Source organism: Pseudomonas sp. J380 (assembly GCF_009827115.1).
Lineage (GTDB): Bacteria > Pseudomonadota > Gammaproteobacteria > Pseudomonadales > Pseudomonadaceae > Aquipseudomonas > Aquipseudomonas paracarnis.
In genome coordinates, this window is sequence record NZ_CP043060.1 from 6,187,441 (window position 1) to 6,213,441 (window position 26,001).

The following is a 26,001-nucleotide window of genomic DNA, read 5'->3' on the forward strand; positions in this document are numbered from 1 at the left end:
GCGTTCCTGGCTGAGTTCAAAGAGGTTTGCTGATGGCGGCGCCGCTGGGCACGGCCGGTACGGCAGAGGGTGAGGTCTTGGCAAAGAACACCAGGATGGCCGCGAGCACCGAGGTGCAGGCCAGGCCATACAGCCCGCCCTGAATCGAGCCGGTGGTTTGTTCCAGAAAGCCGAAGGTAGTCGGTGCCACAAAGCCGCCCAGATTGCCGATGGAGTTGATCAGCGCGATCACCGCGGCAGCGATGCGCACATCCAGATAGCCCTGGGGGATCGGCCAGAACAGCGACGACGCAGACTTGAACCCGATGGCCGCAAAACAGATCGCCACGAAAGCGAAGATCGGCCCGCCGGTGGTGGACATGAACATGCCGGCCGCCGCGATCAGCAGGGCCGCCGCGACCCAGGCCTGCTGGAACTTGAACTTGCCCGACAGCGACGCGAAGGCGTACATGGCAATGATCGAGATCAGCCAGGGGATCGAGTTGAAGAAACCGACCTGCACATCACTCAAGTCACCCATCTTCTTGATGATGCTCGGCAGCCAGAAGGTGGCGGCGTAGATCGTCAATTGAATGCAAAAGTACAGGGCGCAAAACAGCAGGATCTGGCGGTCCTTGAGCAGCTTGCCGAGGGTGGGTTTCACCGTGGTCAGGGCTTCGCGATCACGTTGCTCCTGATCGATGGCGCCCACCAGCGCATCCTGCTCTTCGCGGCTCAGCCACTTGGCGTCATGGGGTTTGGAGTCCAGCCAGAACCACACGAAGAAGCCCAGCGCCACCGAGGCCAGCCCCTCGATGCCGAACATCCATTGCCAGCCATGCAAACCAAAACCTTCGATCTGCAACAACGCACCCGACAACGGCCCGGAGATCAACGACGCCACCGCCGAACCACTGAGGAAGATCGCGATGGCCTTGCCACGCTCCACGCTGGGCAACCAGCGGGTGAAGTAATAGATCACGCCAGGGAAGAACCCGGCTTCCGCCACACCCAGCAGGAAACGCAGGATGTAGAAGTGGGTTTCGTTCTGGATAAACGCCATCAGCGTGGCGACGATGCCCCAGGTGAACATGATGCGGGTCAGCCAGATGCGGGCGCCGACTTTTTGCAGCAGCATATTGGACGGCACTTCGAACAGCGCATAGCCAATGAAGAACAGCCCGGCACCGAAGCCGTAAGCCGCTGCGCCGATCCCCAGGTCATGCTCCATGTGCGTGCGCACGAAGCCGATATTGACCCGGTCGATGTAGTTGAGGATGAACATGACCACGAACAGTGGGAGCACATGGCCCTTCACTTTGCTCACGGCGCGGGCGAGCGCTGAATCACTTTCGGGTACGGCAGATGCTGGGCTTGAATGCTTCACGAATGAAAACTCCCCCTGATTATTTTTATGCGGGTTTGATGTTTTGTTGACAGACATCATACAAGTTGTTTTTTAAAGGCCGCAATCCTGTCAGGGCTGTTTTTGTTCTTATAAGCCGGTATTGAGATTGGCTATTTTGGTTATTTGCCAGATTTTATTGGGTTTTGCCCCGCTGCTGGCGGTCCGGGGTGTGCGCTTCTCTCAAAGCGAAGACAGGGGCGGGTGGGGTGGGGGGGGGTGTGTGTTGTCATACAAGTTGAATGTTTTTCGCCGCCACCCGTCGCCCGTGCGCTCAGGGTGATAAGCTCCCACCAGCCCAACCGCGTGGACCCGTCTCGATGCCGATTAAAAGCACACCGCCTGTGCGCAAACGTTCCGCCAACCTGGCCCAGGGTGTGGTCGAGGCACTGACCCAGCGCATTCAGTTGGGGCAACTCAAGCCGGGTGAAAAACTGCCGTCCGAATCCACCATCGTGCTTGAGCATGGGGTGAGCCGCACCGTGGTGCGTGAAGCCTTGTCCAAGTTGCAGGCGTCGGGGCTGGTGGAGACGCGTCACGGCATCGGCACCTTTGTGCTCGAGCAGCACACCCAGCCGGGCCTGCGCCTGCATGTGGACACGGTCGCCAGCGTGCGCAACATGCTCGAATTGCGCCTGGGCCTGGAAGTGCAAGCGGTGGCCCTGGCCGCGCTGCGCAGAAGTGACGCGCAATTGGCCCACATGCGCCAGGCACTGGACGACTACCAAGCCTCCCTGGCCAACAACGACAGCTGTGTGGAGGAGGACAAGCGCTTTCACCAACTGATCGCCGAAGCCACCGGCAATACGTTTTTCACCGACATCATGCAGCACCTGGGCACGGCGATGATTCCGCGCACCCAGGTGAATGCCGTCGAGCGCGGCGGCGCGGACTTTGCTCAACTGGGGCAGTTGGCGAACCTGGAACACGAGGCCATCTACAACGCTATCAAGCGCCAGGACCCGGACGCCGCACGGGCGGCCATGGTGCTGCACTTGACCAACAGCCGGGATCGATTTTCCGGGCACTCTTAAGGAACCACCGTTGAACGAACACACCTTGTCCCAGCGCCTGGAGCGCGTGGCCGCGCACATACCGGCGGGTGCCCGCCTGGCCGATATCGGCTCGGACCACGCCTACCTGCCGGTGGCCCTGATACACCGCGGCGCTATTGCGGCGGCCGTGGCGGGGGAAGTGGCCGCTACACCGTTTCACGCGGCCAACCGTACTGTGGCCGACAACGGCCTGGCTCAGCACATCACCGTGCGCCGGGCCGATGGCTTGGCGGCGATTCAATCGGGCGATGACATTACCGCCATCAGCCTGTGCGGCATGGGCGGCGAGACGATCCGCGACATTCTCGACAGCGGCAAGGCGCACCTCAATGGCCGAGAACGTCTGATCCTGCAACCCAACGGCGGCGAGCAACCCCTGCGCCAATGGTTGATGGGCAACGGCTACCAGATCCTGCTCGAGGAGTTGCTACTGGAAAACCGCTTCTACTACGAAATCATCGTTGCTGAACGTGTTGGAGCGGTGACCTACACCGAAGAGCAACTGTACTTTGGCCCGCTGCAAATGCAGGCCCGCAGCCCGGCGTTTGTGGCGAAGTGGCAACGGATGTTGCGCCAAAAGCGCAAGACATTGGCCAGCCTCGAACAGGCGCGGCAGGCGGTGCCCGAGCAGAAAGTGCAGGAGATCGTGCAGCAGGTGAAGTGGATCGAGCAATTGCTCGCCTGAGCCACATTCGCGGCACTTCACCGCTACGCTGTAGTCTTCTCTTAAATCCCCCCAAGGTGTCGCCTCGATGATCACTGTTCACCACCTCAACAACTCCCGCTCGCAACGTATCCTGTGGGCGCTTGAAGAACTGGGCCTGCCCTACGACATCAAGCGCTACCAGCGCGACGCCAAGACCAACCTGGCGCCGCCTGAACTCAAGGCCATTCACCCCCTGGGCAAATCCCCGGTGATTGAAGACGGCTCTCGTGTGCTGATCGAGTCCGCCGCGATCATCGACTACCTCATCCGCCGCCACGGCAACGGCCAACTGCAACCCGACCCGGCTACCGACGCCTATGACAGCTATGTGCAATGGCTGCACTTCGCCGAAGGCTCGGCCATGCTGCCGCTGATGCTCAACCTCTACGTCGGACGCCTGGGTGAAGCGGGCGCGCCGCTGCATCCGCGGATCGAATCGGAGCTGGCCAATTACCTGGGCTACCTGAATGACGTGCTGGGCCACACGCCGTACCTGGTGGGCGACGCACTCAGCGGCGCGGATATTCAGATGAGCTTTATCGGCGAAGTCGCCCAGGCCCAGGGCAAATTGCAGGCCTACCCGAACTTGGCCGCATGGCTGCAAAAGCTCCAGGCGCGCCCGGCATACCGCAAGGCGGTGGAGCGGGGCGGGGAATACGCGTTCGCCAAATAGCGGGCCCACCGACACCGCCTCCTGTAGGAGCGAGCTTGCTCGCGAAAAACGTAAACGATAACGCGTGTTTCCTGGATGAACGCGGCGCCTTTGGGTTTTTCGCGAGCAAGCTCGCTCCTACAGAACCCGTTTCGGCAGGTGAACCTTCGAGTCTCCCAGCGCTCACTTAAAAGGTGGCACTGGCTTTTCTCGAAAGGAATCTGCATGCACTCCACCTCGTCAATCGCGCCCGTAGAGCGCGAACTGAGCCTGCGGGCAGTTATCACCGGGATCGTGCTGGGCATCCTGCTCACCCCTTCCAATGTCTACGCAGGCTTGAAGATCGGCTGGTCGTTCAATATGTCGATCATCGCCTTGCTGATCGGTTATGGCCTCTGGCAAGGCCTGGCCCGGCGTTCCGCTGAACACCTGCCGTGGACCCTGCACGAGAGCAATATCAACCAGACCGTGGCCTCTGCCGCGGCGTCGATCATTTCCGGCGGGCTGGTCGCGCCCATCCCGGCTTATACCTTGCTCACCGGCAACCAACTGGCGGCGCTGCCGATGATCGCCTGGGTGTTCTCGGTGAGTTTCCTGGGGATCTGGATCGCGTGGTACCTGCGGCCTTCATTGCTCAATGACAAGGCACTGAAGTTTCCTGAAGGCATGGCCACCCTGGAGACCCTGCTGCACATCTACAACCATGGTCGCGAAGCCGCCACGCGCTTGAAAGTGCTGCTCGGCGCAGCGTTGTTGTCCGGGTTGGTCAAGTGGGTGGATACTTTTATGTGGGCCTTCCCGCGCTGGTCGCCGAACGCCCAGTTGGAGCGCCTGACCTTCACCGCCGACCCCTCTCTGCTGTTGCTGGGGTTCGGCGGCATCATCGGCATTCGCGTGGGCCTGACCCTGCTGCTCGGCGCCTTGCTGGCATGGGGCGGGTTGGGGCCGTGGCTGTTGGCCAATGGCTTGGTGAGCTTGCCCGCTGACAGCAGCGGCCCGCAGTTTGCCGCGCTGGTGGAATGGCTGCTGTGGCCTGGGGTGAGCCTGATGGTGTGTTCCACCCTGGCGTCCCTGGCGATTCGCCTGTGGGCGTTGCATCGCTCAACCCGAGCGGCTGGCGGCACGCCTTGGGCGGTTCCCAAGCCTGGGCCTGCCGTGGGGTTTGCCTTGGCGATTGCGTTGGTGGTGAGCCTGCAAGCGCTGTTGTTCGGTATCAACCTTGGGATGGCGCTGCTGACCATTCCCCTGGCGATCTGCCTGGCCGCCGTGGCGGCGCGGGTGGTGGGGGCGACCGGTATTCCGCCGATTGGCGCCATCGGGCAACTGTCTCAGCTGAGTTTTGGCATCGTTGCGCCGGGCCAGGTGCCGATCAACCTGATGAGCGCCAACACCGCCGGCGGTTCGGCGGGGCAGTGCACAGACCTGATGAATGACTTCAAGGTGGGCAAAGCGATTGGCGCGACGCCGCACAAACAGGTTATCGCCCAGATTCTCGGGATTTTTGTCGGCAGCGTCGTCGGCGTATTCGCGTACCTGGCGTTGATCCCCGACCCGCAAACCATGCTGCTCACCGAACAATGGCCAGCCCCGGCCGTCGCCATTTGGAAAGCCGTGGCCCAAACCCTGACCCACGGGCTGGATTCGTTGTCACCCAGCATCCGCTGGGCCATTGCTGTTGCAAGCCTGTGCGGCGTACTGCTGGGCATACTCGATAGCACGCTGCCCACCCATCGCGCCCGCTATCTGCCAAGTGCGGCAGCCTTGGGACTGGCGTTTGTCTTGCCTGCGTCGGTGTCGCTGATGATGGCCCTTGGCGCGATCATGACCTGGGCCGTGAGCTGTCGCTGGCCAAGTGTGACGCAGCGCTTTGCGATCACGGCAGCGGCGGGGCTGATCGCCGGTGAGAGCATTACTGGCGTGGGCGCGTCGTTATGGCAGATGCTGGGAAGTGGATAAATGGGACTCGTGGATTTACAACTCTTCACGAATTCAAAAGGCTCACCGTTATAGGCTTGGCGCTGCGACCACTGGATCAAACCCATTCAACTGACCGTTGAGCCTAGCCCATGAAACCGCGTACCTGGCGTTGATCCCCGACCCGCAAACCATGCTGCTCACCGAACAATGGCCAGCCCCGGCCGTCGCCATTTGGAAAGCCGTGGCCCAAACCCTGACCCACGGGCTGGATTCGTTGTCACCCAGCATCCGCTGGGCCATTGCTGTTGCAAGCCTGTGCGGCGTACTGCTGGGCATACTCGATAGCACGCTGCCCACCCATCGCGCCCGCTATCTGCCAAGTGCGGCAGCCTTGGGACTGGCGTTTGTCTTGCCTGCGTCGGTGTCGCTGATGATGGCCCTTGGCGCGATCATGACCTGGGCCGTGAGCTGTCGCTGGCCAAGTGTGACGCAGCGCTTTGCGATCACGGCAGCGGCGGGGCTGATCGCCGGTGAGAGCATTACTGGCGTGGGCGCGTCGTTATGGCAGATGCTGGGAAGTGGATAAATGGGACTCGTGGATTTACAACTCTTCACGAATTCAAAAGGCTCACCGTTATAGGCTTGGCGCTGCGACCACTGGATCAAACCCATTCAACTGACCGTTGAGCCTAGCCCATGAAACTGCCTGCCATCGCTGCCACGTTTCTCGCCTTTGCTACGCTGCATCCTTTGCCCGTACACGGCGCAGGCCCCGTCACCCATGTCGCCATCTACCGAGGCCCGGCAGGCTGCCCCGACTGCTCGGAAAACGTGAAAACCGCCCTGCAGCGCCTGGACCCCAATTACCAGATCGACTTCGTCGGTGCCGACGAACCCATCGACATCACCCCGCAAACCCTGGCGCGCTACGATCTATACGTGCAACCCGGCGGTGGCCAGGACATCCCGGCCGCCCTCGACAGCCTGGGCGATGCGCGTGCCGAAGCCATCCGCGATTACGTCGCCAAAGGCGGCCGCTACCTGGGCCTGTGCATGGGCGCCTACCTGGCCGACGACAACAACCTCGGCCTGATCCCCCAGGCGCTTGATACCGAAGCTGGCCGTCCCGGTTTTGAAGTGTCCGGTATTGAGGACGCCGCCGTGCGGGTGACGTGGGACGGGCAACCTGACTCTGTGTTCTATCAGGATGGCCCTTACTTCCCCAAAGCTAGCGCCGCTGCGCCTTACAAGGTCATCGCGACCTACCATAATGGCGACGTGGCGGCAGCGCGCTATACCTACGAACGTGGCGTGGTGGTGCTGAGCGGGCCGCACCCGGAAGCCGGGCGGGAATGGTTTGAAAATGCCGATATCGAGCTGAGCAAGATGCCGCGTGGTGAGCTGTTCGGGTCGTTGATACGTAGCGCGCAAGAGTAGGGCGCGCCGCCCGTTACTTCAGGATGCCACTATTCCCCATGTCGATATCAGGCACGATGGTGGCGTAACCAGGCTACTTGTGCCTGGCCTCGGGCACTTAAGGTGAAGGTCATTGGCCGCCCGAGAACAACAAAAACAATGACTAGCCTCAACTGCAACGATTCCAACGGTCAGCTTGCGCAGGGCTTCAAGCCGCGCCATGTGACCATGTTGTCCATCGCTGGCATCATCGGCGCGGGGTTGTTTGTCGGCTCCGGACACGCCATCGCCGCCGCCGGGCCAGCGGTGTTGCTGGCTTATCTGTTTTCCGGCCTGTTGGTGGTGCTGGTCATGCGCATGCTGGGGGAAATGGCGGTGGCACGCCCGGACACTGGCTCGTTTTCCACCTACGCCGACCAGGCCATCGGCCCGTGGGCGGGGTTCACCATCGGCTGGTTGTATTGGTGGTTCTGGGTGCTGGTCATTCCCATCGAAGCCTTGGCCGCCGGGCATGTGCTCAATCAGTGGTTCCCTCAGGTTGATGCGTGGCTCTTTGCCTTGGTTTCAATCGTTCTGCTGGTGATCACCAATCTGTTCAGCGTGGCCAAATACGGCGAATTCGAATTCTGGTTCGCCATGGCCAAGGTGATTGCCATCGTCGGCTTTATCGGCCTGGGCTTCAGCGTCCTCATGGGCTGGATCCCGGATCGCGAAGCCAGCGGCTTGAGCCGCTTGATGGAGGAACACGGCGGGTTTGCTCCCAACGGCCTGTCGGCGGTGGTGGGCGCGTTCATTACCATCATGTTCAGTTTCATCGGCACCGAAGCGGTGACCATCGCTGCAGCAGAATCGAGCAACCCGGCGCAGAACATCGCCAAGGCCACCCGTTCGGTGATCTGGCGCATTGGCGTGTTCTACCTGTTGTCGATCTCCGTCGTGATTTCCGTGGTGCCCTGGAACGATCCGCTGTTGGCCTCCGTGGGTTCCTATCAGCGCGCACTGGAAATTATGAATATCCCCAACGCCAAATTCATGGTCGATGTGGTGGTGTTGATCGCGGTAGCCAGTTGCATGAACTCCTCGATCTACATTTCTTCGCGCATGCTGTTTTCCCTGGGCAAACGCGGCGATGCGCCGCCGGCGCTTAAAATCACCTCGAAGGCGGGCGTGCCCAGGGCGGCGGTGATCGCCAGCACCATCATCGGTGCGGGCGTTACGTTGCTGAGCTACTTCATGCCGGCCGGTCTGTTCCAGTTCCTGCTCGCCAGCTCCGGGGCCATCGCGTTGTTGGTGTACCTGGTCATCGCTATCTCGCAACTGCGTATGCGTCGCTTGCTGCTTCGGCAGAACGTCGAACTGACCTTTCGTATGTGGCTATTTCCGTGGCTGACTTATCTGGTGATCGTGTTCATCTGCCTGGCCCTGGGGGTGATGATGGTGACGCCGGAACACCGCACCGAAGTGTCCTCGACCATTGGCCTGGCGTTGGTGATTTCCTTTATCGGCCTGGTTACGTCGCGTCAGCACAACCGGGCACCCAAGCCGGTGGCGCTGGAACATTCCTGATCACGCCTGTGGGGTAGCGGTGATGGAAACCGAGGCATCTGTTTGCCAGACCATCGGCTTTTTGCTGCTGGACCAATTCACGCTGATATCGCTGTCATGTGCGGTCGAGCCGCTGCGCATGGCCAACCAATTGGCGGGCGAAGAACTCTACCGTTGGCAAACCCTCAGCCTGGACGGCCAGCCGGTGTGGGCCAGCGATGGCGTGTCGGTGACCCCGGACGCGTGCGCGCAGGACCAGCGCGGCTTCGATGCGGTGATCGTGTGCGGCGGCGTGGGCATTCAACAGGCTATCAGCCCTGCGCTCATCGCCTGGTTGCGCAGCCAGGCGCGCCTGTACTGCAAACGTCTCGGCGCGGTGTGCACCGGCAGTTGGGCACTGGCCCAGGCGGGGTTGCTCGATGGCTTCCAGTGCAGCGTGCATTGGGAGCTGATGGCGTCGATGCAGGAGGCGTTTACCCGCGTCAAAGTCAGCTCCAGCGTATTCACGCTCGATGGCAACCGCTTTACCAGCTCTGGCGGCACTGCGCCGCTGGACATGATGCTGCACCTGATCGGCCGCGATCACGGGCACACGCTGTCGGCGGCGATTTCCCAGATGTTCGTGTACGAGCGCATTCGCAACGAGCGCGACCACCAACGCGTGCCGCTCAAACACCTGCTCGGCACGCAACAGCCCAAGCTGCAAGAAGTGGTCGCCCTGATGGAGTCCAACCTGGAAGAACCCATCGACCTCGACGAACTGGCCGCCTACGTGCACGTGTCCCGCCGCCAGTTGGAGCGCATGTTCCAGAAGCACCTGTACTGCACGCCATCGCGCTATTACCTCAAGCTGCGCCTGACCCGTGCGCGCCAGTTGCTGATGCAGACGCCCATTTCGATTGTCGAGCTGGCGGTGATTTGCGGCTTTGTGTCCACGCCGCATTTTTCCAAGTGCTATCGGGATTTCTTCGGCGTTGCGCCCAGCGATGAGCGCTCGGACATGCGCCTGCATCCGCCGCCAGCGTTACGGCCAGAGGGGCAATCCCGGGCCCCGCAACAGCCCAGGAATACACTGGAGCAGGCGCGCGACGAGCCGACGTTTGCTACGGTGCAGATTCAAAGGCGATAGGGCTTGGGGCTTGCCCGAATGCCAGTAGGAGCGAGCTCGCTCGCGAAAAACTCACAGGCGCCGCGCTCATTCAGGAAGCACGCGTTATCGTTGGCGTTTTTCGCGAGCAAGCTCGCTCCTACAGAAGGCAATAAGCCTCGGCGCTCAAATCCACTGGTCATTCAACGCGGTGCGCTCACCGCCTTCATGCCCGGTATTCAGAATGCCCCTAGGCTCGATCATCATCAGCCTGGCTTCACCTTCGGCCGCCGTCCTGTGCTCAATGCCACGCGGCACCACATACAACTCACCCGGCTTCACATACACCGGGCCATCCGGCAGGTCGATACGCAGCGTGCCTTCAAGCACCAGGAACGCTTCATCGGTTTCGGGGTGCGAATGCCAAATGAATTCACCCTCGATACGCACCACCTTGAACTGGTAGTCGTTCATTTCGGCAACCACTCTTGGGCTCCATTGTTGGTCGATGAGCGAGGCTTTGTGCGCGAGGTTTATCGGTTGGGCGGGTTGCTGTAGGTGAGTCATGCTGAGCCTTCCTGTCGGTGAGAAGGCCAGATTATCCGGGCCGACAGGTCATAGGCTTGTACGATCCTGCAACGCTTCCACTCCTACACCCCCGCATTCCCCACGGGAATGCAGCACATAAAATTAATGCATTTTTCTTACTGCCACGGTTAACGTAATTTCCTTCAAGGCCACGGAGAACCGCCTTGAACTCATCCTCATCCAACCCTGCTGACAAATTCGATACCTCAAGAGCCAACGAGTACGCGCGACAAAGCCGTATCGCGTTGGCGGGCTATGACGCGTGCCAGGATCTGGCAGCCTGCATGCTCGCGGCGAGCCTTGGCGATGCCCCTTCGGCCAAGATACTGGTGGTCGGCGCCGGCGGTACGGCGCAGGAGATCATCGCCATGGCCAACCTTGAACCAGGCTGGTGCTTCATGGCGGTTGATCCCTCGCAGCCGATGCTGGACGCGGCAAGGCAGCAGTTGGAAGCCAACCACCTGCTTGATAGAACAACCCTGCATCTCGGGACGCTTGAAGACCTGGCAGCAGACGCGTCATACGACGCCGCCACCTTGATCGGTGTGCTCCACCATCTGGGGGGGGATGACGCCAAGGACCGGATGCTGCGATCGATTCGGGCGCACCTGAAACCGGGGGCACCGCTGATCGTCGCGGGCAATCATTACGCGTATGCCAGCCAGCCGTTGCTGCTGGCGGCATGGGGCCAACGCTGGCGTCAGCATGGCGCCACCCCGGACGAAGTGAAGGCCAAGCTCGGCAAAATCCTTCAAGGCGCTGACCCGCCCCATTCCGAGGCCGCGGTTCAGAAGCTGTTGCATGACGCTGGCTTCGGCGACGCGACGCGTTTCTTCAGCAGCCTTTTCTGGGGGGCTTGGTTGACGTGCAAGGTGGGGTAGCGAGGTCTCCCGTTGCTCAGTGAGCCGTGGCGCGATTCAGATCCCCCGGAGAGTAGCCAGCCGCCGACGCCAATCGCCGCCATGCCGAAGGTGGCATTCCTCTTCGGAGTCGAAACTGACGCAGCGGGCGATGTTCGGGACGTGCACGTCGGCGTCATCCAGCGCGGCGGTAGTCAGCTCGCGCATACGGGCGTCCCCGCCGGTCGCAAGGGCGCGAGCCTTGCTCGCAACGCTGTCGAACACCCAGATCACCCGCAGGCTTTGGGGAAACGCGTGGTAGTCGACGGTGTGGGTCAACCAGTCGAAGCCCGGAATTTCGACCTTTGCGATCTCGCAGGCGTCGGTCAGCGCCGCGATGAGACGGCGTTCGATACGGGCGTGGTCGCGTGAGGCAGGCGGCATAAAGGAAATCCGTGAATCCTGGGAGTGGGTTGGGGCATCAGGCGATAGGCTGATCAGAGCGGGCGTTATTGAAGCGCGGGGCGCAAGCGTTGCCACTCATTCAAGCAATCCTCGGCAACGATATCCGGGTATCCCCGTTTGTGTTCCATCGCCAACGCGGTGGAGAGGGTACCGCAATGCAAGTGGCCTGGTCATTGCAGCGAAGTGTCATCGACCATCGGCCTGGTCACGGCGCGCCAGCATGGGCGGGCGATCAAGCCGGTGGTGTTGGAGCAATCCTGACAGCGCGGCCCTACCTGTGGGCCGCGTCACTTCAGTGCTGGCGCACCCCTCTTGTCATACGCCGCAGTACCTGCTTATCGCCCTGCCTATAGTGCATGACCACCGCCCCGACATGCCCGAGGATAAGCACCAGCATTGTCCAACCCAGCAAGCTATGAAAGTTGCTGCCCAGATCAACCATCCACTGGATTTTTTCCCCCTCGAACCCCTCCATGACCTGCACGCCAAACGCAGAAAAAGCCCGGCCGGAGCCGTACTGGCGGATCATCCCGATCAGCGGGATCAGGAACATCAGTGCATACAGCATGCCGTGCCCGGCGGCGGCGAAACGGCTGATGCTGAGTGGGCGCCGGTGTTGGTTCAGCAGACTCCAGCTGGCACGTAGGATCAGCAACACCAGTAATAACAACCCTACGGGTTTGTGAAAGGGCCACAGCCATTTATCCAGCGCTGAGTCTGACGCCAGGTAATGGGTTATGGCTGAGCAATAGATCCACGCAAACAACAGGAACATCAGCCAATGCACTGCTCGGCTTACCGAGTCGTAGTGTTCACGTGACCCAGCAGGGGGTGCGCAAGTCGTCATTGTCGTATCCTTCTGGCGAGTCGCCTTGCGTTCTTTTTCAAGCGCATTGAGGCGACAGATGATAAGCGGCCAGAATGAATCTGGCGGTGACCAGATCATATACAAGGAGACACAGGCAGCGGTCGTGTCGAAACATCAAGAAAACATGCATCCCTCAGGGTGTGATCTGGATGCCTAACGGCATGGGCGTAGCCTGTTCAAATCCACCGAGCATTTTCAGCCGTACGCTCCCCACCTTCATGCCCGGTATTCAAAATGCCCCGTGGCGAGCCTTCGAGCATCAGGAATGCTTCGGGCGCGTGTTCGTTCTTGCGCAGGGCGTGGAACGATCAAAAGCTGTGGCGAGGGAGCTTGCTCCCGTGACGGTCTAAAGCTGACGCGTTTATGGTCGATAACCCGTATGAACCCGCTAATCAAGGACCGATTAAATGGCACTTTCCGTTAGCCCTGCCTATATTCCACCGGCCAATCTCAACCTCACGCCTTCTGAGCAGAAGCTCGTACCCCAGGCGTCGACGGACCCCGCCAAGCAAGCCCTGGCAAACGCCGGCCCCGCGGCCATTTACCATCCCAGTGAAGCGGCGACAACCACGGCACAAGCCCCGGAGGCCGTTGATACCTGGGTCGGTCGCTCCGAATCGCCGCACTTTCCTCGTTTCGTCGACCTGTTCAATGGCGCGCAAAGTGCGCTGAAAGCTTCCTTCCAGACATTCGAAGCGAACCTGGCAGCCACTGCGCCCGACCTGGCCAGCACCGGGTACGGTTTTACCGTTGAGGCTGACGGACGGCTGAAAGTGCTCGATACGGCTGGCCAGCTCAGCCGTGAGGCGACCGAGAGGCTGACGGTTCTGCTCAATCAATCCGTTGAGCTGAAAGCCACAGCCGTGGCCTACCGCAACGCCGCCATCGACATGGTAGACGCAGGTTCACCCCGGTCGGGAAGCACCCTGGGCTACTACAGCCTGACCAATGAAAACTTCGCCAGCACTATTGATCTGGCGCCCTTGTTCAGAACGCATGACCCGTCGGATATTAAAGCGGGCAGAAACCAGTTTTTCATAAACCAATTGTCTTCCAACGGCGAGCGCGCGACGCAAGAGACTGAGCGGGCGATGTTGGAGCGGCGTGCCGCCCAGGGGTTCAGCACCCAGGCTTGATCGGCGCGACCTGCGGCTGTCGTCGAGGACCGGTCGGCGGCAGTCAGCTCGCGCATGCGTGCGTCGCCTCAGTGGCAGGGGGCGCCTTATTGTTCAGGGTTGATCAACGATCTCAACGTATGGTCCTCCCAGACGCCAGCGATTTTCAGATAGGCTCGCGCATGTCCTTCCTTCTCAAACCCCAGCGACTCCAGGAGGCGTTCACTCCGTACATTGCGGGGTAAATGATTGGCCATGATCCGATGAAGACCCAACTGCTCAAAGCAATGACGGTTAGTGACCTGAAGTGTTTTTTTCATCAGGCCGCGACCCTGGGCAGACTCTGCCAGCGAGAAGCCAAGATGACAGGCCTGAAAAACGCCTCTCACAATGTTCGTGTAGTTACACCGCGCTAGAACCTCTCCGCTCTCAGGTTCAAGCAAGAGGAAACACAGAGCGTTGCCAGCGTGCATATTGTTCACCTGCTGCTCGACTCTGGCCTTGGCGTTGCCCGTGGTGAAATATTCCTCGTCCCGGAGCGGCTCCCAGGGTTGCAGATGCCTGCGGTTGACGCGTTCGTAACGGCTGATCCTCTCGAAATCGTCGCCCCACAATGGCCGAAGGCAGTAGCCCTCAACGTAATACTCCATAAGCCCCTCCAGATTGATCAATGCCCCAATCTGACTGCGTAACCGCAAAGAATAGCGCCGCTGCGCGTAAAGCGACCCCTTTCATGGCAAACAGGTCTACCATGCCAGCCCCGGCAGTGGTTCCACTCGCTCCCGAACTCAATTTTTCAAGGTAGCGATAATGTCCATCGACCAGATCTCCCTCCCCAAAGGCGTCGGCCCCCACGCCGCCAAGCTGCTTGACGCTATTACTGGCGCCTCCACCCATGAAGAACTCAACCGTGCTGGCGGTAAAGCCGAGGGTTTTGTGCTGGGGCTGGAGGCCACCAAGGCGATCAAAAGCCAAATTGCAGAGTCGCTGTATGTGGCGTATGACGACGCGGCGAGCAATCGGGCTAATGAGCTGAAGGGCTAGTGCCAGTCAGCCCATGGTTCCGGAATGAGCGCCAATCGCCGGACTAGGCTGACGAACATAATAATTGTCGAACTCACTGCTTTCGATGAACTGGAAGCCATGGCGGGTATAAAAGCGATTCGAAGCGCTTTCTTTGAGAGCCCCCACTTTGATAGGCAGCGCAGCCGCATCCGCCTCTTTGAAAATCTGAGAGAGAACAGCAGACCCTACCCCTGAACCTTGCGCGCCCGGCCTGACATACAAGTGGTCGAGCAAGAGTTCATTGGGGTGATGTTTGACCACTACGAAACCCACCCTCTCTCCAGACGCCTCGATATAGCGTGTGTCGCGAGCTTCAAAGCCGCCAAGAAACCGCTCCCGCGCACGCACTGGGTCAAATCGCCCAACACGCTCCAGGCTTTCGCGCATGGCCTCGATTCGAATGGCTACCAGATTATCCAAGTCGCTTTGTTGAACCGGGACCAAAATGATGGGGGAATTTTGATTGGGTGCGACGGGCATATTGGGTGCTCCAACTACCATCCTGGGGGCTCAGTATAGAGAGCCTGATACTGATGACGCGACCTGCATGGTATGTTCACGGCATATATGGAGTAACGGCCCTAGGAAGGAAATTGCTATGCCAGTGGACACCCACGCAATCCGCATTCTCTCGCAACGCCTGAGCATCGAGCCCTTCTGCGAGCAGGACGCTGTTGAGTCGTTCGCTTGTATCACTCCGGCACTGACTCGCTACATGTCCTGGGAACCGCCTGCCTCGCTGGAAGAGTACGCGCAAGTCTGGGGGCGGTGGCTGCCTGCGATAGCGGATGGCAGCGACATCGTGTTCACGGTCAGGGAGCGGGTAGGTGCTCGTTTTACTGGCTTGGTCGGGCTGCACCATACCGCCAGTGAAACACCGGAGTTGGGGATCTGGATCCGTGAAGATAAACATGGGCTGGGGTTTGGTGGTGAAGCGGTGCGGGCGGTTGTTCAGTGGGCTAGCCAGTGGGTGGTGGCGAAGAACTTTATCTATCCTGTTGCGACGCAGAATGGTGCGAGTCGGCGTATTGCTGAAGCTTTGGGGGGAGTGGTCATCGAAAGGCGGATGGCGGAGAAATATGATTCGGTTGTGTACCGGATACCGGGGGGTTAACTCTGGGTATCGGGTTTGCGATTGCTGGCCTGCACGAACGGCAGAAATCGGCCAAAGGCTGACGCTGGTAAACGGCATTTATCAACCATTCGCGGACACGTGTGTCTGGCCTCAAACCGGATGCATTGGGTGATTTTCCTCATCACCATCTGAAAACTGCTCCGGCTTTCCGCCTCAGGCATTGATAGTCACAGACTGCGTATCTGGCTGCTATTATCTATTTGCCAAGGTTAATGCGTGCATGGACCTCATTAATAGGAAAACCAGGGGGCGTGGGCTTGAACCCCTTTGAGGCCTTCTGCAAACCGTAACCTTTGCGCTGATGCGTCCTCAATGCGGTCAAGTCCAAGCTCATTGTAAGAAAAGTCAGGTTGTCTCCTCCTTTGATCCTCAACGGGTTCATCATTTCGGAACTTGAGGGGCTAACCACTCTGGAATCACCGAAGCTTGAATCGTTAACCTGTACAACATAGCAATGTAGATCTCGAGCCGCCGACTCAATAACATTTGAGAAGTAGTTGACGTCGCGATTGAACTCTGACGCAACAATGAAGTCAACTTTGCCTTTGAATAAAGACCTGTCCTCGATTGATGCTAGCTCAAAGCAGTTATATATCGTAAAGCTTGCGCCTCGCCATCTGAAGAGATGATATGGCTCTTTACTGACAGGGATTTTTAGTCCTTCGTTGAGTAGGATGAATTCTTCTTCCGGCGAGTAAAATCGTTTCAACCTGCGGATAGGTATACAAGCCCAGTGTCCTGACACCGTCTGATAAGGCAGCGCTGCCAGAACTTGATTTAACGCTTTTCCCCTTTTATCGACTTGGTGCTCAAGCCCGCATACGACCCCTATCCGGTGCTTGCGAGCCCATGCCACCAACATGGATTCCCAAGCATACGGAACGCTTACTTCTGGAAAAACCACGAGATCAATTTGACGGTCGCCTTTACCTCGGTAGCGTGATAAATCATTAAGGAGCTTATTAAGTGATTTCAGCCTTTCGCGGCTAAGGTTTGGATGGCCTAGGAAACTGGACTCAATATTCGTATTGAAGACTGGAATATTTGCTAGCGCAACTTGGATGGTGCTGTGTAAATCAGCGGTTTCTGCCCCAATGGCGATCGCTTCAAAATTTGCCATATTGATTATTCCTCATTGCTCATAGGTGCGGTCCAAATCACGCCAGCAACAGGGTGCCTATTAATGGCTTCAAAAATTTTAGATGCTTGCTCAAAAACTGTATTTGTTCCGCGAGGGAGAACACCGCTGTAAACTAACAGCATGCATTCGTCGAAATTGACGAACCTAGGAGAGTACTTGGTTTTACGTGGGTCTACTTTTACTGAAAGTTTTTTCGCTCTGTCGCTCAGCGGACCTTTGTAGGTTGTAAAGTTTAATAGAGGTCTGCGAACAAAATGGTGCCGCAGTAGGTTTGCATTACGCAGCGACTCTGAGTGGACTTCGTCAACAAGCTCAGAAAGGCCGACATCTTCTGCACTGACTGCGTCGGCCATGGCTATTGAAAGCTCAAGATGCATGTTGAGGTCAGCTATCAGGTGTTTAGTAACTATTGCGTCGCCGCCGCGTACTCGCGAAATTTCTGTCTTCAGTTGCTTGCTGAAAGCATTGAAAGTGATTCTGTCATTTGCAATGCCTAGCAGTGTGAGAACACGTTCCCATAAATCAAAAAACTCGATTGCGCTGCGACCTTTAAAAAATTTCTGAAGGCCTAGGCTAACCTTTCTGTCGGGTGGGTCATCCGTCATTAAATAAAGGATGGCCTGTTTTGCCAAGTGCTTAGCAAGTTCATACCGGTTCTCAGATACACTTTTAATGCTTCGGAACTTATTAGTTGAACCTTCATAAAGTAGTTCGTAGGCAACATCCTCCATGGAGTTATCCGTCTCGTCGACTGGAAGTAGTAAAAAGTCGCTTCCGTTATGTTCAAGCTTTTTTTGAAATTTTTCTAAGCCAGCAATTGAATGGCGGGCGTCAAAATATTGCAAGATACATTTAGATTGTTGCAATAGGAGGCCTGGACGCACGCAAATCTCATATGCGCCTTTTTCTGACTCGCGAAGAATACTTGTATTAACAAGCAAGGTCTCAATGAAGGCAGCGACCGGGTTTTCGCTGTTATCAGATGGGTCAGAGGGAAGAGGGACAACGAGCAGTATGTCATCAACATATCGACCATAATAGGCTGGGCGTACCTCTCTCATTATCGCAGAGTCAAAACCTTGTAAATACCAGTTGGCAAGAATTAGGGACGAACAAAGCCCGATTGGAAGTCCTACTACGCTGCCAGCAATGTCTGGATGCGTTAGGCTCAATACAGGCGAAATGCAATCACGATAGGATTCACCAATAGTTTTAATGCATGAAAGAAGTGGGCTGGATTTATTTTTATTTTTTGATGGTTTGCTCCTCGCGGTTTCAATGGAAGAGCTAACCTCGTCAAAGTCGATATTAACCCTGTAGTAATACTCCTGCACATCAAGGCCCAAAATTGCGACGTTACGCCGCTCTTCCACTAGCAGTTTCTTGGCTTTACGAATACCAGTGTCGCGCCACCGTGAATATTGCTCGTGGTATTTGGTGAACAGCGCTAGAGAATCGTCTTCCTTGTTACTAAGGTGACTCGACAACCGTGATCCGCAGCAATCATCATCGAGCGCCTCATCTAGAAGCCGCCCTTCGAGCATGATCCAAAGGACCGCGATGAGATGGAGTTCAATTGGCCCGTCAAAGAAAAAATTAACTTTATCAACGTCGATGGTCGGAGCGGTCGTCACGTTAGTGATAAATCGCCCTTTGTGAATTTGTGCATTGGGTAGGTCTTGTGGACTCAGCTTGAGCTTTTTTGGTACTAATCGGTACCCGACGTCTTTCAGCCACCTTTGAAACTTGGGGGAAGAGGATGGTTGGGCCGCGCTTACTACCTCATGCACGGCAGCGAGTTTTTTGTGGAAGTCTTTGCCGCATTCAAAGGCTGCAAGCCTGGCACGTAGCCTGAGGTCAGTTTTGTCAAAATAGACGAGGCTTTTCAGCTTCCGATAGGCAAGCTGGACTTGTTCTTCAGTCACACGCATTTCATTGAGTCTCACTCAAAGCAGGGGCTGATATGTTCGCTGGGTAAAAATTGCAAGTTTTAGCCGATTTTCGACGGAGCTATGCAGTTTCCATCGGCAAAAGATCTAATGGACGGCCCGCTCAGTTTTCATTAGTCGGCACAAGATACTACAGTGGAAAAGGGGACAGATTTATTTAGGAAAAAATAAATCTGTCCCCTTTTCGGTCCTTGTAATTTAGGTTTGGGAAAAACGTGCGGAGTGGGATAGTCATATGCTGCTCAAAGGTATACGGCTCTGCATTAGGCCCTTCAAATGCCCTGCGCTGGCTCAGGGTGCTCCGAGTGGACTGCTGCAAGCAGCCTTACCCCCAACATCCTACGCTGAGCTGTGCCATTTGTTTTTTGAAAGAGATTCGCTTTCTCTATTTCATACTGCGCCAATGTACTCGTGATGTAGTCATCCAAGCTCTTTATCCACTGGCCATTGCTGCAGAAGGAAAAAGCCTTTCCCCAACCCAGAATTACTCGGTCGAGATTCTGTAGCACACCAGAGTAGGTCCCCTTTGGGGATATATCGCCAGCGTCACCACTGAATTTCATCATGCGTATTGATGCGTCTAAATCGGATTTGATCCGTTTCTTGAATCGCTCCCTCGTGCCTGTAGATGGCTGGACCAATCCTGCCGAAACGAAGCAGCCCAGGAAATCAAATCCTTTAGCTGTAGGGCCCCTTGAAGCCTTGTCGCTCGCAACTGAGGGCCGGTATGCTTCGAGTGAGAGCTTTTTAAGCTCAGTCTGTGCTTTGCTAAAAGCACGGTCCACACAGCCCATGTCCTTGCCGAGGATCAGGAAGTCATCGATGTATCGAAGACATGTGACCTCCCCATCATTGATGGTTTTGTCGAAATCATGGAGGTACAAATTGGCTATGAGTGGCGACAGGGGAGACCCCTGGGCTACACCCTCTACCCCAATGGGAAAAATCTCATCGAGACCCTGTCGTCGAAGCACGTCAATGTTTGCAAGTTCTGTGGTTATAGCAGCTTGAAATAAAGCAACTGTGTCTGGGCATTTGATGTGAGGGGCCACTAGTTTCATCACGCGGGCCTTATCAATCCTAGTGAAGAACTCGGCAATATCTGACCTGATATGGAAGGCGGCTCCTTGGGCAATGGCACCTTTGGCGTCGGCTATCGCCATCGAGACCCGTTTGTTTTTTATGCCCCCATAGCTCGTAGGCGTAGCCAGCGTTTCTTTCACGAACTTAATACGGGACAAGGCGTCGAGTAGAGCCCGCTGGACGATTCGGTTCGGTATAGGTGAAAGCACAATCGGGCGAGAATTACCGTTGGCTTTGGTTTTTGCCACACCGGTCTGCTTTTGGAAGTTAAAGGTCTTCTTGGATAGCGCGCGCTGGATGTCGGAAAGCGACTTGGGGAGCTGGCTCTCGAAATCCTTGGCTTCGTTACGGATAGTTTCGGACGATGAAGAAAAGGCGCTTTCTTTGACCTTCCTCCAAGCCGAATACAGCGAATCGCCGCTGTAGATCCTACGGTAAAGCGACGAAGCCATAAAAACTCCTGTTTGTTGGGAGACACCAGTGAACTCTCACCCAACTGCTACAGAGGACCTCCAACCTTCGGGAGACCGCGAAGCCTTAACGGCGATCTTGGTCGCGACCCGGACAGCAACCTCCGAAGAGAGATGGCTGGCGTCTGTCAAACTTGGTTCAGTGCTGTGAGGCGGCTGCACCAGCAAGCAGGCGAGGCTGCTCGCAGTCACGAAACTCCGTGACGCGAGGAGCACCAAACTGGCACGTTTTTGCATGAACGCATGATCACCCCCAAAGACTCCATCAAAATACGATAAATCGCAGCTTTTTGGCGCTCGGGGTTAAGCTCGCGCTATGCGCCAGGTTGGCACGTTTTTGCACGACCGCATATTGTCCTCCGAAGGTCCCGCCAAAGTGCGAATCGTACCTTTTTGGGTTTCGCGGTCAAGCGCGCGCCGTGCGGCTGAACATCGAACAACGCGCTGAAAATAAAGCTGCTAACCGTCTGGTGACTCCAACGTACAGACAGAGTTACGGTTATTGACGCAGCAGTCGAGCGGTGTTCTTTACCTTCGGGAGACCGCGAAGCCTTAACGGCGATCTTGGTCGCGACCCGGACAGCAACCTCCGAAGAGAGATGGCTGGCGTCTGTCAAACTTGGTTCAGTGCTGTGAGGCGGCTGCACCAGCAAGCAGGCGAGGCATCGTGATATTAATCAGCCGTGCGGCCAAAAGCCATCTATTTGGTGGGTCGTCTATTGGAAAGCGATAGGATGAGCACTGATTTCATAAGACTGCGCGCTTGAAAATAACGCGAAAGTGAATGTTCCCAATCCGGCGTCAGCCTCTAAGGCTAGCGATAACTGTCTACAGCACAAGCTAAATACTTTTCGGATGGGGCGAAATCAGAAACGAATCGACTGTCTGCTCTTCGCCGAAAGCAGGGTGCTTTGTCCGCGATAGTCACCTTGGATGATACGTTTCATAGGCAATCCTGCGTTATCACTTTGGGCAATCGTAACAACGTTGGAAGACTCTTGATGTACTCTGATGCAAGAAAGTAATGCTAGTAAATTTGGAGCTTAAGGACCTGCCCATGGATGTGATTTCAGCGCACCTATTTTCTACAAATCACCGTACTCAAATTGAAGCAAGCGATCACTGTGGCTGTTTTTACTGTTTAAGTGTGTTTTCGCCCTCAGAAATCACTGAGTGGGTTGATCTAGATAGCACCGCTCTGTGTCCGAAGTGCGGGATCGACTCGGTCATCGGTTCAGCATCCAGTCTGCCGATTACCCCTGTATTTCTTTCGAAAATGCACGAACACTGGTTCTAGAAGATCCCGTCATTCGAGGGCATCCCTTCGGTTTGACATCTACAGACTAGCTTTACCTCAGTGCCGCACGTTCCTGCTAAGTATTTACACACTCTGGGCCGAAAGCAGTCGTCGCTCTCGTCATCGCAGAGGGCTTTGTGCCGAGGCTGAATCCCCCAATGCCATCAAGCGCCAAATTGCCGAGTCGTTGTATGTGACTTACAACGACGCGACGAGTCATCAGGCTAACGAGTTGACGAGATGATCATCAGCCAGGGCAGGCCGCTTCGCGGTCAAGGAGTCTGGCGGTGAGGAGTACGCCCAGTTCGCTCAGTTGGTGGATGGCGAGGGCGATGTCGCGGTGTTTGCCGTTGAGGTCTTCGGACAGGTCGAGCAGCAGGGTGCTGACGCTGGTGAAGGTTTCGTAGCTGTTGGTGATGAGGGTTTCGTTGCTGGCGTTGGGGGCGACGGTGAAGAGCGTTGTTGAATCTGCTTTTGACATGAGTAGACATCCTGAGTGATGCCACCACCTTTCCGCTACTAAACAGTGGGTGGCAGCTGTACGCAGGTTAGTAGACCGGTGGATATCTAAAGCCGGCGCGCCCGAAGACGCCCTACGCACAGCCACCATCGAGCACAGACGCACTGTCTGATTGGTGACGCTCATGCACTTATAGATACCCAAATTCAGGCTACTAAACCCGATCACTGAACAATTCAGCGACCGAGCCACCTTAGAGACGGCCACCTCAGCGCACAAGCCGGCGGATTCTGACGCAGGCGTAGGCAATGGAGCAAGGTGCAGCAGGGGAATCGGATTTTGCCTTCAGGCGCTGCGTTATCGTTTGGGGTTTTCGCGAGCAAGCTCGCTCCTACAGGCGTGTTCGTCACCTCAAACGAAATTGTTAGCATTGAACGAGTTTCATATTGGAGGCAGGGATGGATGAACGATATGAGGTTCAACGGATCACCCACCTTCCGCGCCAGATACTGGCGCTGGAAAAGGAAGCGATTGGCGAGGGTTTCAGGTTTCTCACGCGTCTGATTAACGAATGGCACTCCGGGGCAAACCGCTTTGATGCACCCGGCGAGTGTCTGATGGCGGCCTATTTAAACCAGCAATTGATAGGCATCGGCGGTCTTTCAGTTGATCCCTATGCTGACAATAACGTGGCCAGACTGCGGCGGGTGTACGTCGCAGCTTCGGCAAGGGGGCAACACGTCGGGCAGGCGCTGGTAAAGGCGCTTGTTGAACGTGCAGCTCTCAGGTTTCAGGTCGTGCGTCTTTTCACGGATACGGTTGAAGGAAGCGCCTTTTATGAGCGCTGTGGCTTCAAGCGGACAGATGAGGCTCAGGCGACTCATATCATGCGGCTTGGCGGTTTTTGAGGCGATGGCTGCAATGGCAATGGCTCACTGCGTTGGGCGTGGCCGATAGCTTGTAAGTGACGGGATTGGGAGAGCAACCCCACAGCACTGCAGCATCACCGCAGCACTGTGGGGTTGCTATGACAACGCCTACACCGACCCGAAACGTACCTCCACTGACAGACTGCCCTGGTTATCGCTCAGGCCAGCCCCGTAACGCCCGGCCAGGTCGTCATTGATGCACAACTGCAACTCCCCCTGCTGGCCACGCGGCAATTGCGCCTGGTTGCCGACCAGGAACGGCGCGCCGCTGGTGCCGATACGCCCGATCAATGCGCCTTCCGCTTGACCGGGCAAGGTATAGCCGGGCTTGGCGGTCAGGCCTGGGTGGCCCGCCGCGCCGACCATCCCGGTGCCCGGGTTGGCCGTCCACTGCCCACCGGTGCACACCGCCAGTTGCCAGCTCTGTCCGTTGATCTGCACGCCGGTGCCCTGCCAGGGGTCTCTGGCCTGCACCTGCACGGTACGCTTGAGCAGATCGCTGGCGACCACGTCGGCGGCCTGGAAGGTCAGCGCGGTGATGGTCAAGGTCGGGTTGGCGGTGCCGGTGGAGGGGAACACGCCGTCGCCCACCAGGAACAGGTTGGGGTGGTCCCAACTGCGTTGGTCCTTGTCCACCACTGAATATCTGCGGTCCGAGCCCATGCGGTAGGTGCCCATCAGGTGGCCAGCGCCGTAGAAGGCGTAGTTCTGACCGTCGTACTCGAACACGGTTTGCGAGCCGGGCTTGAGCTTGGGCTTCAGGTCGGTCAGCTCGGTGGCGCCCATCAGTTTGGTGATGATATGCGTGGCGGCCAGGCGCGCCTGCTTGAAGCCCTCCTTGGTGTAGTCGGACAGTTCGTAGGCGATCTCTGGCCGAGGCAGGCCCAAGCCGTCGGTGAAATGCTTGCTACTCTCCACCTGGCATAGCGCATGCTCGGGGTCTTTCTCCACTTGCTCAATCAAGAAGGCCAGGCGGAACTGGCGGGTCAGCACGCTGTTGAGCTTCTGCACCAGCGCCACGCCGGACAATGCCTCGCTCTTGTGGTCGGCGCCGCCATTGTTGGTGCCGCCATTGTTGTCGCCGTCGATAAAATCGCAGACCGTGGTGTACGGATCATTCGCCGACCAATTCCAGCCCTCGTTGCCGATCTCGATACGCCACGCGGCACGCTCGCTGCGGAACGGGCCATCGCGCATGTCTTCGATCCCCGAGGTGGACAGTGGCCCACGGAACGGGAACAACGGCTTGCCTTCAGGCATCAGGCCCCAGGCCAGGTACACCGGGTGGTCGGCCAATGACTTGCCGACCTGGCCGCTGCTGTTGGCCACGCCGTTGGGGCTGTGCGGGCTGATGGAGTTGAGCAGCAGCTTGGGCGTTTCGATCGCGTGGGCGGCGATCACGTAGCGCTTGCCCTGGGCCGTGCCGTTCTGTTGCGTGCCGTTGTTCTGGTACTGGATGAAATCGATACCCGTGACCCCATTGGCATCGACCTGCACCTTGCTCGCCACACACTGGTAAAGAATACGCACGTTGCCGGTATCCAGCGCCTTGGCCATGGTCACGGTGGCGTCGTATTTCGCCTGGATCGGGCAGATCGGCGTGCAGCTGGTGTTGCCGGCGCATACCCGGCGGCCGTTGTCGTTCTGCGAGTTACGCCCGGCTGGAGTTTGCCGCACGTTGAGGGTGAAGCCCTGGTACTGCGTGCCATTGATGGCCTTGCCCACGCCCTGGTCGACCAACGATGGAGGAATGCCGTGCATGCTGTATTGGTGGCCCTGGGGGAAGGTCACGCCCAGGTAGCTCTGCGACGCCACATCGGCGGACACGCACATCTCTTCCTCGGCGCGGCAGTAAGCGGTTTGCAGGTCGTCGTAGCTGATCGGCCAGTCGACCCCGACCTTGTACTTGGTCTGCATACGAAAGTCGTTGGGCAACAGGCGCAGAGCCGTGCCCATCCAGTGCCACATGGTACCGCCGCCCACCCGCTCGTAGGTGCTGGCGAACAGTTGCGGCCCGTTCTGTACCAGGTAGCTCTTCTGCACCTTGTCCTTGTCGTCGCTGCCGGCGGTGATCAAGTCCTGGATAGTCGCTCGCGGGGCGAACTGTTTGGCCGGGGTCTGCTCGGTCTGCTCCGGTGGGTAGGGCGACTCGGGCGCCTTGAGCACGGCGGTGTAGAAACGCTCCAGGTACTCGCTGCGGTTAGGCGGTATCGCCGGGCCCGACTCAAGCACCAGCACTTTCAAGCCGGCCAGGCCCAGCTGGTAGGCCATGACGCTGCCGGCCATGCCGGCGCCCACGACGATCACGTCGGCGGTTTCGATGTTCTGGGTGTTTAGAGTGCTCATGGCTGCTGCCCTTCCTTGGCGTCGACACCGGTGAATTGCTTGAGGGTCGGTGGCTGCTCGGCCCAGTAGCCGAAGTGGTACTCGCTGTAGCCCATGGGGTGGGATTGGGCGATTTTCCACGCCCAGCTTTCCTTGTAAGCCTCGTCGGAGACTACGCGGATGTCATGCTCGTTGGCGGTGCCCTGGTCATAAGGCTGGTACCAGCTGCCAAGCAGCCACAGCTTCATGATCGAGCGGGCGCCTTTGGCGATCTGCGGGTCCGAACTGCCGAGTATGGCGTTGGCGATCTGCTCATGGGGTTGGCCTTTGATAGGGACGTACAGGTTCAGCAGTTTGCTGAACGCTTCGGTGCCCATGCCTTGCTGGGCGGTGTCGAAAAACACCGGAGGTAGGTTGATCGGGTCGACGGCAGGCGCCAGCAGCTTGGCTGACAGGCCAGTGAGCTCGGCAGACAGGTCGATGAAGTCTTGCAGGTTCGGGTCGCTCATG

General features: G+C 57.7%; 25 protein-coding genes and 1 pseudogene. 14 read left to right on the forward strand and 12 right to left on the reverse strand.

All coding sequences use genetic code 11. The features are described from left to right. Positions 1–16: 16 nt before the first annotated feature. Entirely contained in the window at positions 17–1,366 is a 1,350-nt protein-coding gene (locus tag FXO12_RS28300; protein ID WP_057977716.1) for an MFS transporter, read from the reverse strand. 338 nt (positions 1,367–1,704) lie between these two features. Here FXO12_RS28300 and FXO12_RS28305 point away from each other — a divergent pair, with 338 nt between their 5' ends. From FXO12_RS28305 to FXO12_RS28340, 8 genes and pseudogenes are all read left to right on the forward strand, one after another. After that, positions 1,705–2,418 (forward strand): FadR/GntR family transcriptional regulator, encoded by a 714-nt coding sequence (locus FXO12_RS28305; RefSeq protein WP_034126185.1) that lies wholly within the window; start codon positions 1,705–1,707, stop codon positions 2,416–2,418. A 10-nt stretch (positions 2,419–2,428) separates the two neighbouring features. Then, positions 2,429–3,124, forward strand: a complete 696-nt coding sequence (locus FXO12_RS28310; protein ID WP_057977543.1) for a tRNA (adenine(22)-N(1))-methyltransferase TrmK — start codon at positions 2,429–2,431, stop codon at positions 3,122–3,124. 67 nt (positions 3,125–3,191) lie between these two features. Next, positions 3,192–3,818, forward strand: coding sequence for a glutathione S-transferase family protein (locus FXO12_RS28315; RefSeq protein ID WP_034126187.1), 627 nt, complete (start codon positions 3,192–3,194; stop codon positions 3,816–3,818). A 204-nt stretch (positions 3,819–4,022) separates the two neighbouring features. Next, complete coding sequence (locus FXO12_RS28320; protein ID WP_057977545.1) at positions 4,023–5,753, forward strand: OPT family oligopeptide transporter; 1,731 nt, start codon at positions 4,023–4,025, stop codon at positions 5,751–5,753. Between the two features lie 118 nt (positions 5,754–5,871). Further along, a pseudogene (locus tag FXO12_RS28325) lies at positions 5,872–6,300 on the forward strand (OPT/YSL family transporter); the annotation flags it as partial. A gap of 110 nt (positions 6,301–6,410) precedes the next feature. Continuing rightward, positions 6,411–7,151, forward strand: coding sequence for a BPL-N domain-containing protein (locus FXO12_RS28330; protein ID WP_057977546.1), 741 nt, complete (start codon positions 6,411–6,413; stop codon positions 7,149–7,151). Between the two features lie 138 nt (positions 7,152–7,289). Further along, positions 7,290–8,696, forward strand: a complete 1,407-nt coding sequence (locus FXO12_RS28335) for an amino acid permease (protein WP_057977547.1) — start codon at positions 7,290–7,292, stop codon at positions 8,694–8,696. Positions 8,697–8,718: 22 nt separating this feature from the next. Continuing rightward, positions 8,719–9,804, forward strand: coding sequence for a GlxA family transcriptional regulator (locus FXO12_RS28340; RefSeq protein ID WP_057977549.1), 1,086 nt, complete (start codon positions 8,719–8,721; stop codon positions 9,802–9,804). A gap of 144 nt (positions 9,805–9,948) precedes the next feature. Here the strand turns inward: FXO12_RS28340 and FXO12_RS28345 are convergent, their stop codons facing one another. Next, positions 9,949–10,329, reverse strand: a complete 381-nt coding sequence (locus FXO12_RS28345; RefSeq protein ID WP_057977550.1) for a cupin domain-containing protein — start codon at positions 10,327–10,329, stop codon at positions 9,949–9,951. 185 nt (positions 10,330–10,514) lie between these two features. Here FXO12_RS28345 and FXO12_RS28350 point away from each other — a divergent pair, with 185 nt between their 5' ends. After that, positions 10,515–11,231, forward strand: a complete 717-nt coding sequence (locus FXO12_RS28350; protein WP_054896288.1) for a class I SAM-dependent methyltransferase — start codon at positions 10,515–10,517, stop codon at positions 11,229–11,231. Positions 11,232–11,267: 36 nt separating this feature from the next. Here FXO12_RS28350 and FXO12_RS28355 read toward each other — a convergent pair whose 3' ends face one another. Continuing rightward, complete coding sequence (locus tag FXO12_RS28355; protein WP_054896287.1) at positions 11,268–11,633, reverse strand: hypothetical protein; 366 nt, start codon at positions 11,631–11,633, stop codon at positions 11,268–11,270. A 138-nt stretch (positions 11,634–11,771) separates the two neighbouring features. Here FXO12_RS28355 and FXO12_RS28360 point away from each other — a divergent pair, with 138 nt between their 5' ends. After that, positions 11,772–11,915, forward strand: coding sequence for a hypothetical protein (locus FXO12_RS28360; RefSeq protein ID WP_157717990.1), 144 nt, complete (start codon positions 11,772–11,774; stop codon positions 11,913–11,915). A gap of 31 nt (positions 11,916–11,946) precedes the next feature. On the opposite strand, the gene FXO12_RS28365 is transcribed toward FXO12_RS28360, so the two are convergent. After that, on the reverse strand, positions 11,947–12,600 hold the full coding sequence (locus tag FXO12_RS28365) for a cytochrome b (RefSeq protein ID WP_232458787.1): 654 nt from the start codon (positions 12,598–12,600) through the stop codon (positions 11,947–11,949). A gap of 329 nt (positions 12,601–12,929) precedes the next feature. Here FXO12_RS28365 and FXO12_RS28370 point away from each other — a divergent pair, with 329 nt between their 5' ends. Next, positions 12,930–13,658 carry a hypothetical protein gene (locus FXO12_RS28370; protein ID WP_057977554.1) on the forward strand — a complete coding sequence of 243 codons (729 nt, stop codon included), beginning with the start codon at positions 12,930–12,932 and terminating at the stop codon, positions 13,656–13,658. Positions 13,659–13,744: 86 nt separating this feature from the next. Here FXO12_RS28370 and FXO12_RS28375 read toward each other — a convergent pair whose 3' ends face one another. Then, complete coding sequence (locus FXO12_RS28375; RefSeq protein ID WP_057977556.1) at positions 13,745–14,287, reverse strand: GNAT family N-acetyltransferase; 543 nt, start codon at positions 14,285–14,287, stop codon at positions 13,745–13,747. Positions 14,288–14,447: 160 nt separating this feature from the next. On the opposite strand from FXO12_RS28375, the gene FXO12_RS28380 reads away from it, so the two are divergent. Further along, positions 14,448–14,681 (forward strand): hypothetical protein, encoded by a 234-nt coding sequence (locus FXO12_RS28380; RefSeq protein WP_057977558.1) that lies wholly within the window; start codon positions 14,448–14,450, stop codon positions 14,679–14,681. Positions 14,682–14,687: 6 nt separating this feature from the next. On the opposite strand, the gene FXO12_RS28385 is transcribed toward FXO12_RS28380, so the two are convergent. Further along, positions 14,688–15,182, reverse strand: coding sequence for a GNAT family N-acetyltransferase (locus FXO12_RS28385; RefSeq protein WP_057977561.1), 495 nt, complete (start codon positions 15,180–15,182; stop codon positions 14,688–14,690). 118 nt (positions 15,183–15,300) lie between these two features. Between FXO12_RS28385 and FXO12_RS28390 the strand changes: the two genes are divergently transcribed. After that, positions 15,301–15,816, forward strand: a complete 516-nt coding sequence (locus tag FXO12_RS28390; RefSeq protein ID WP_057977563.1) for a GNAT family N-acetyltransferase — start codon at positions 15,301–15,303, stop codon at positions 15,814–15,816. A 217-nt stretch (positions 15,817–16,033) separates the two neighbouring features. On the opposite strand, the gene FXO12_RS28395 is transcribed toward FXO12_RS28390, so the two are convergent. From FXO12_RS28395 to FXO12_RS28410, 4 genes are all read right to left on the reverse strand, one after another. Further along, the gene (locus FXO12_RS28395; RefSeq protein WP_057977565.1) at positions 16,034–16,957 is read right to left on the reverse strand and encodes a hypothetical protein; all 924 of its coding nucleotides are present in this window, start codon (positions 16,955–16,957) and stop codon (positions 16,034–16,036) included. 5 nt (positions 16,958–16,962) lie between these two features. Continuing rightward, on the reverse strand, positions 16,963–18,903 hold the full coding sequence (locus FXO12_RS28400) for an RNA-directed DNA polymerase (RefSeq protein WP_060773051.1): 1,941 nt from the start codon (positions 18,901–18,903) through the stop codon (positions 16,963–16,965). A 296-nt stretch (positions 18,904–19,199) separates the two neighbouring features. Continuing rightward, on the reverse strand, positions 19,200–20,462 hold the full coding sequence (locus FXO12_RS28405) for a reverse transcriptase domain-containing protein (protein WP_057977569.1): 1,263 nt from the start codon (positions 20,460–20,462) through the stop codon (positions 19,200–19,202). A gap of 1,562 nt (positions 20,463–22,024) precedes the next feature. Continuing rightward, positions 22,025–22,258 carry a DUF6124 family protein gene (locus FXO12_RS28410; RefSeq protein WP_034126203.1) on the reverse strand — a complete coding sequence of 78 codons (234 nt, stop codon included), beginning with the start codon at positions 22,256–22,258 and terminating at the stop codon, positions 22,025–22,027. Positions 22,259–22,695: 437 nt separating this feature from the next. On the opposite strand from FXO12_RS28410, the gene FXO12_RS28415 reads away from it, so the two are divergent. After that, entirely contained in the window at positions 22,696–23,145 is a 450-nt protein-coding gene (locus tag FXO12_RS28415) for a GNAT family N-acetyltransferase (protein ID WP_057977571.1), read from the forward strand. A 129-nt stretch (positions 23,146–23,274) separates the two neighbouring features. Here FXO12_RS28415 and FXO12_RS28420 read toward each other — a convergent pair whose 3' ends face one another. Both FXO12_RS28420 and FXO12_RS28425 read right to left on the reverse strand, forming a co-directional pair. Continuing rightward, a complete protein-coding gene (locus tag FXO12_RS28420; protein ID WP_057977573.1) occupies positions 23,275–25,512 on the reverse strand; it encodes a GMC oxidoreductase in 2,238 nt (745 codons plus the stop codon). Further along, positions 25,509–26,000 carry a sorbitol dehydrogenase gene (locus FXO12_RS28425; RefSeq protein WP_057977574.1) on the reverse strand — a complete coding sequence of 164 codons (492 nt, stop codon included), beginning with the start codon at positions 25,998–26,000 and terminating at the stop codon, positions 25,509–25,511. The genes FXO12_RS28420 and FXO12_RS28425 overlap by 4 nt, the downstream gene beginning before the upstream one ends. Position 26,001: the final 1 nt, after the last annotated feature.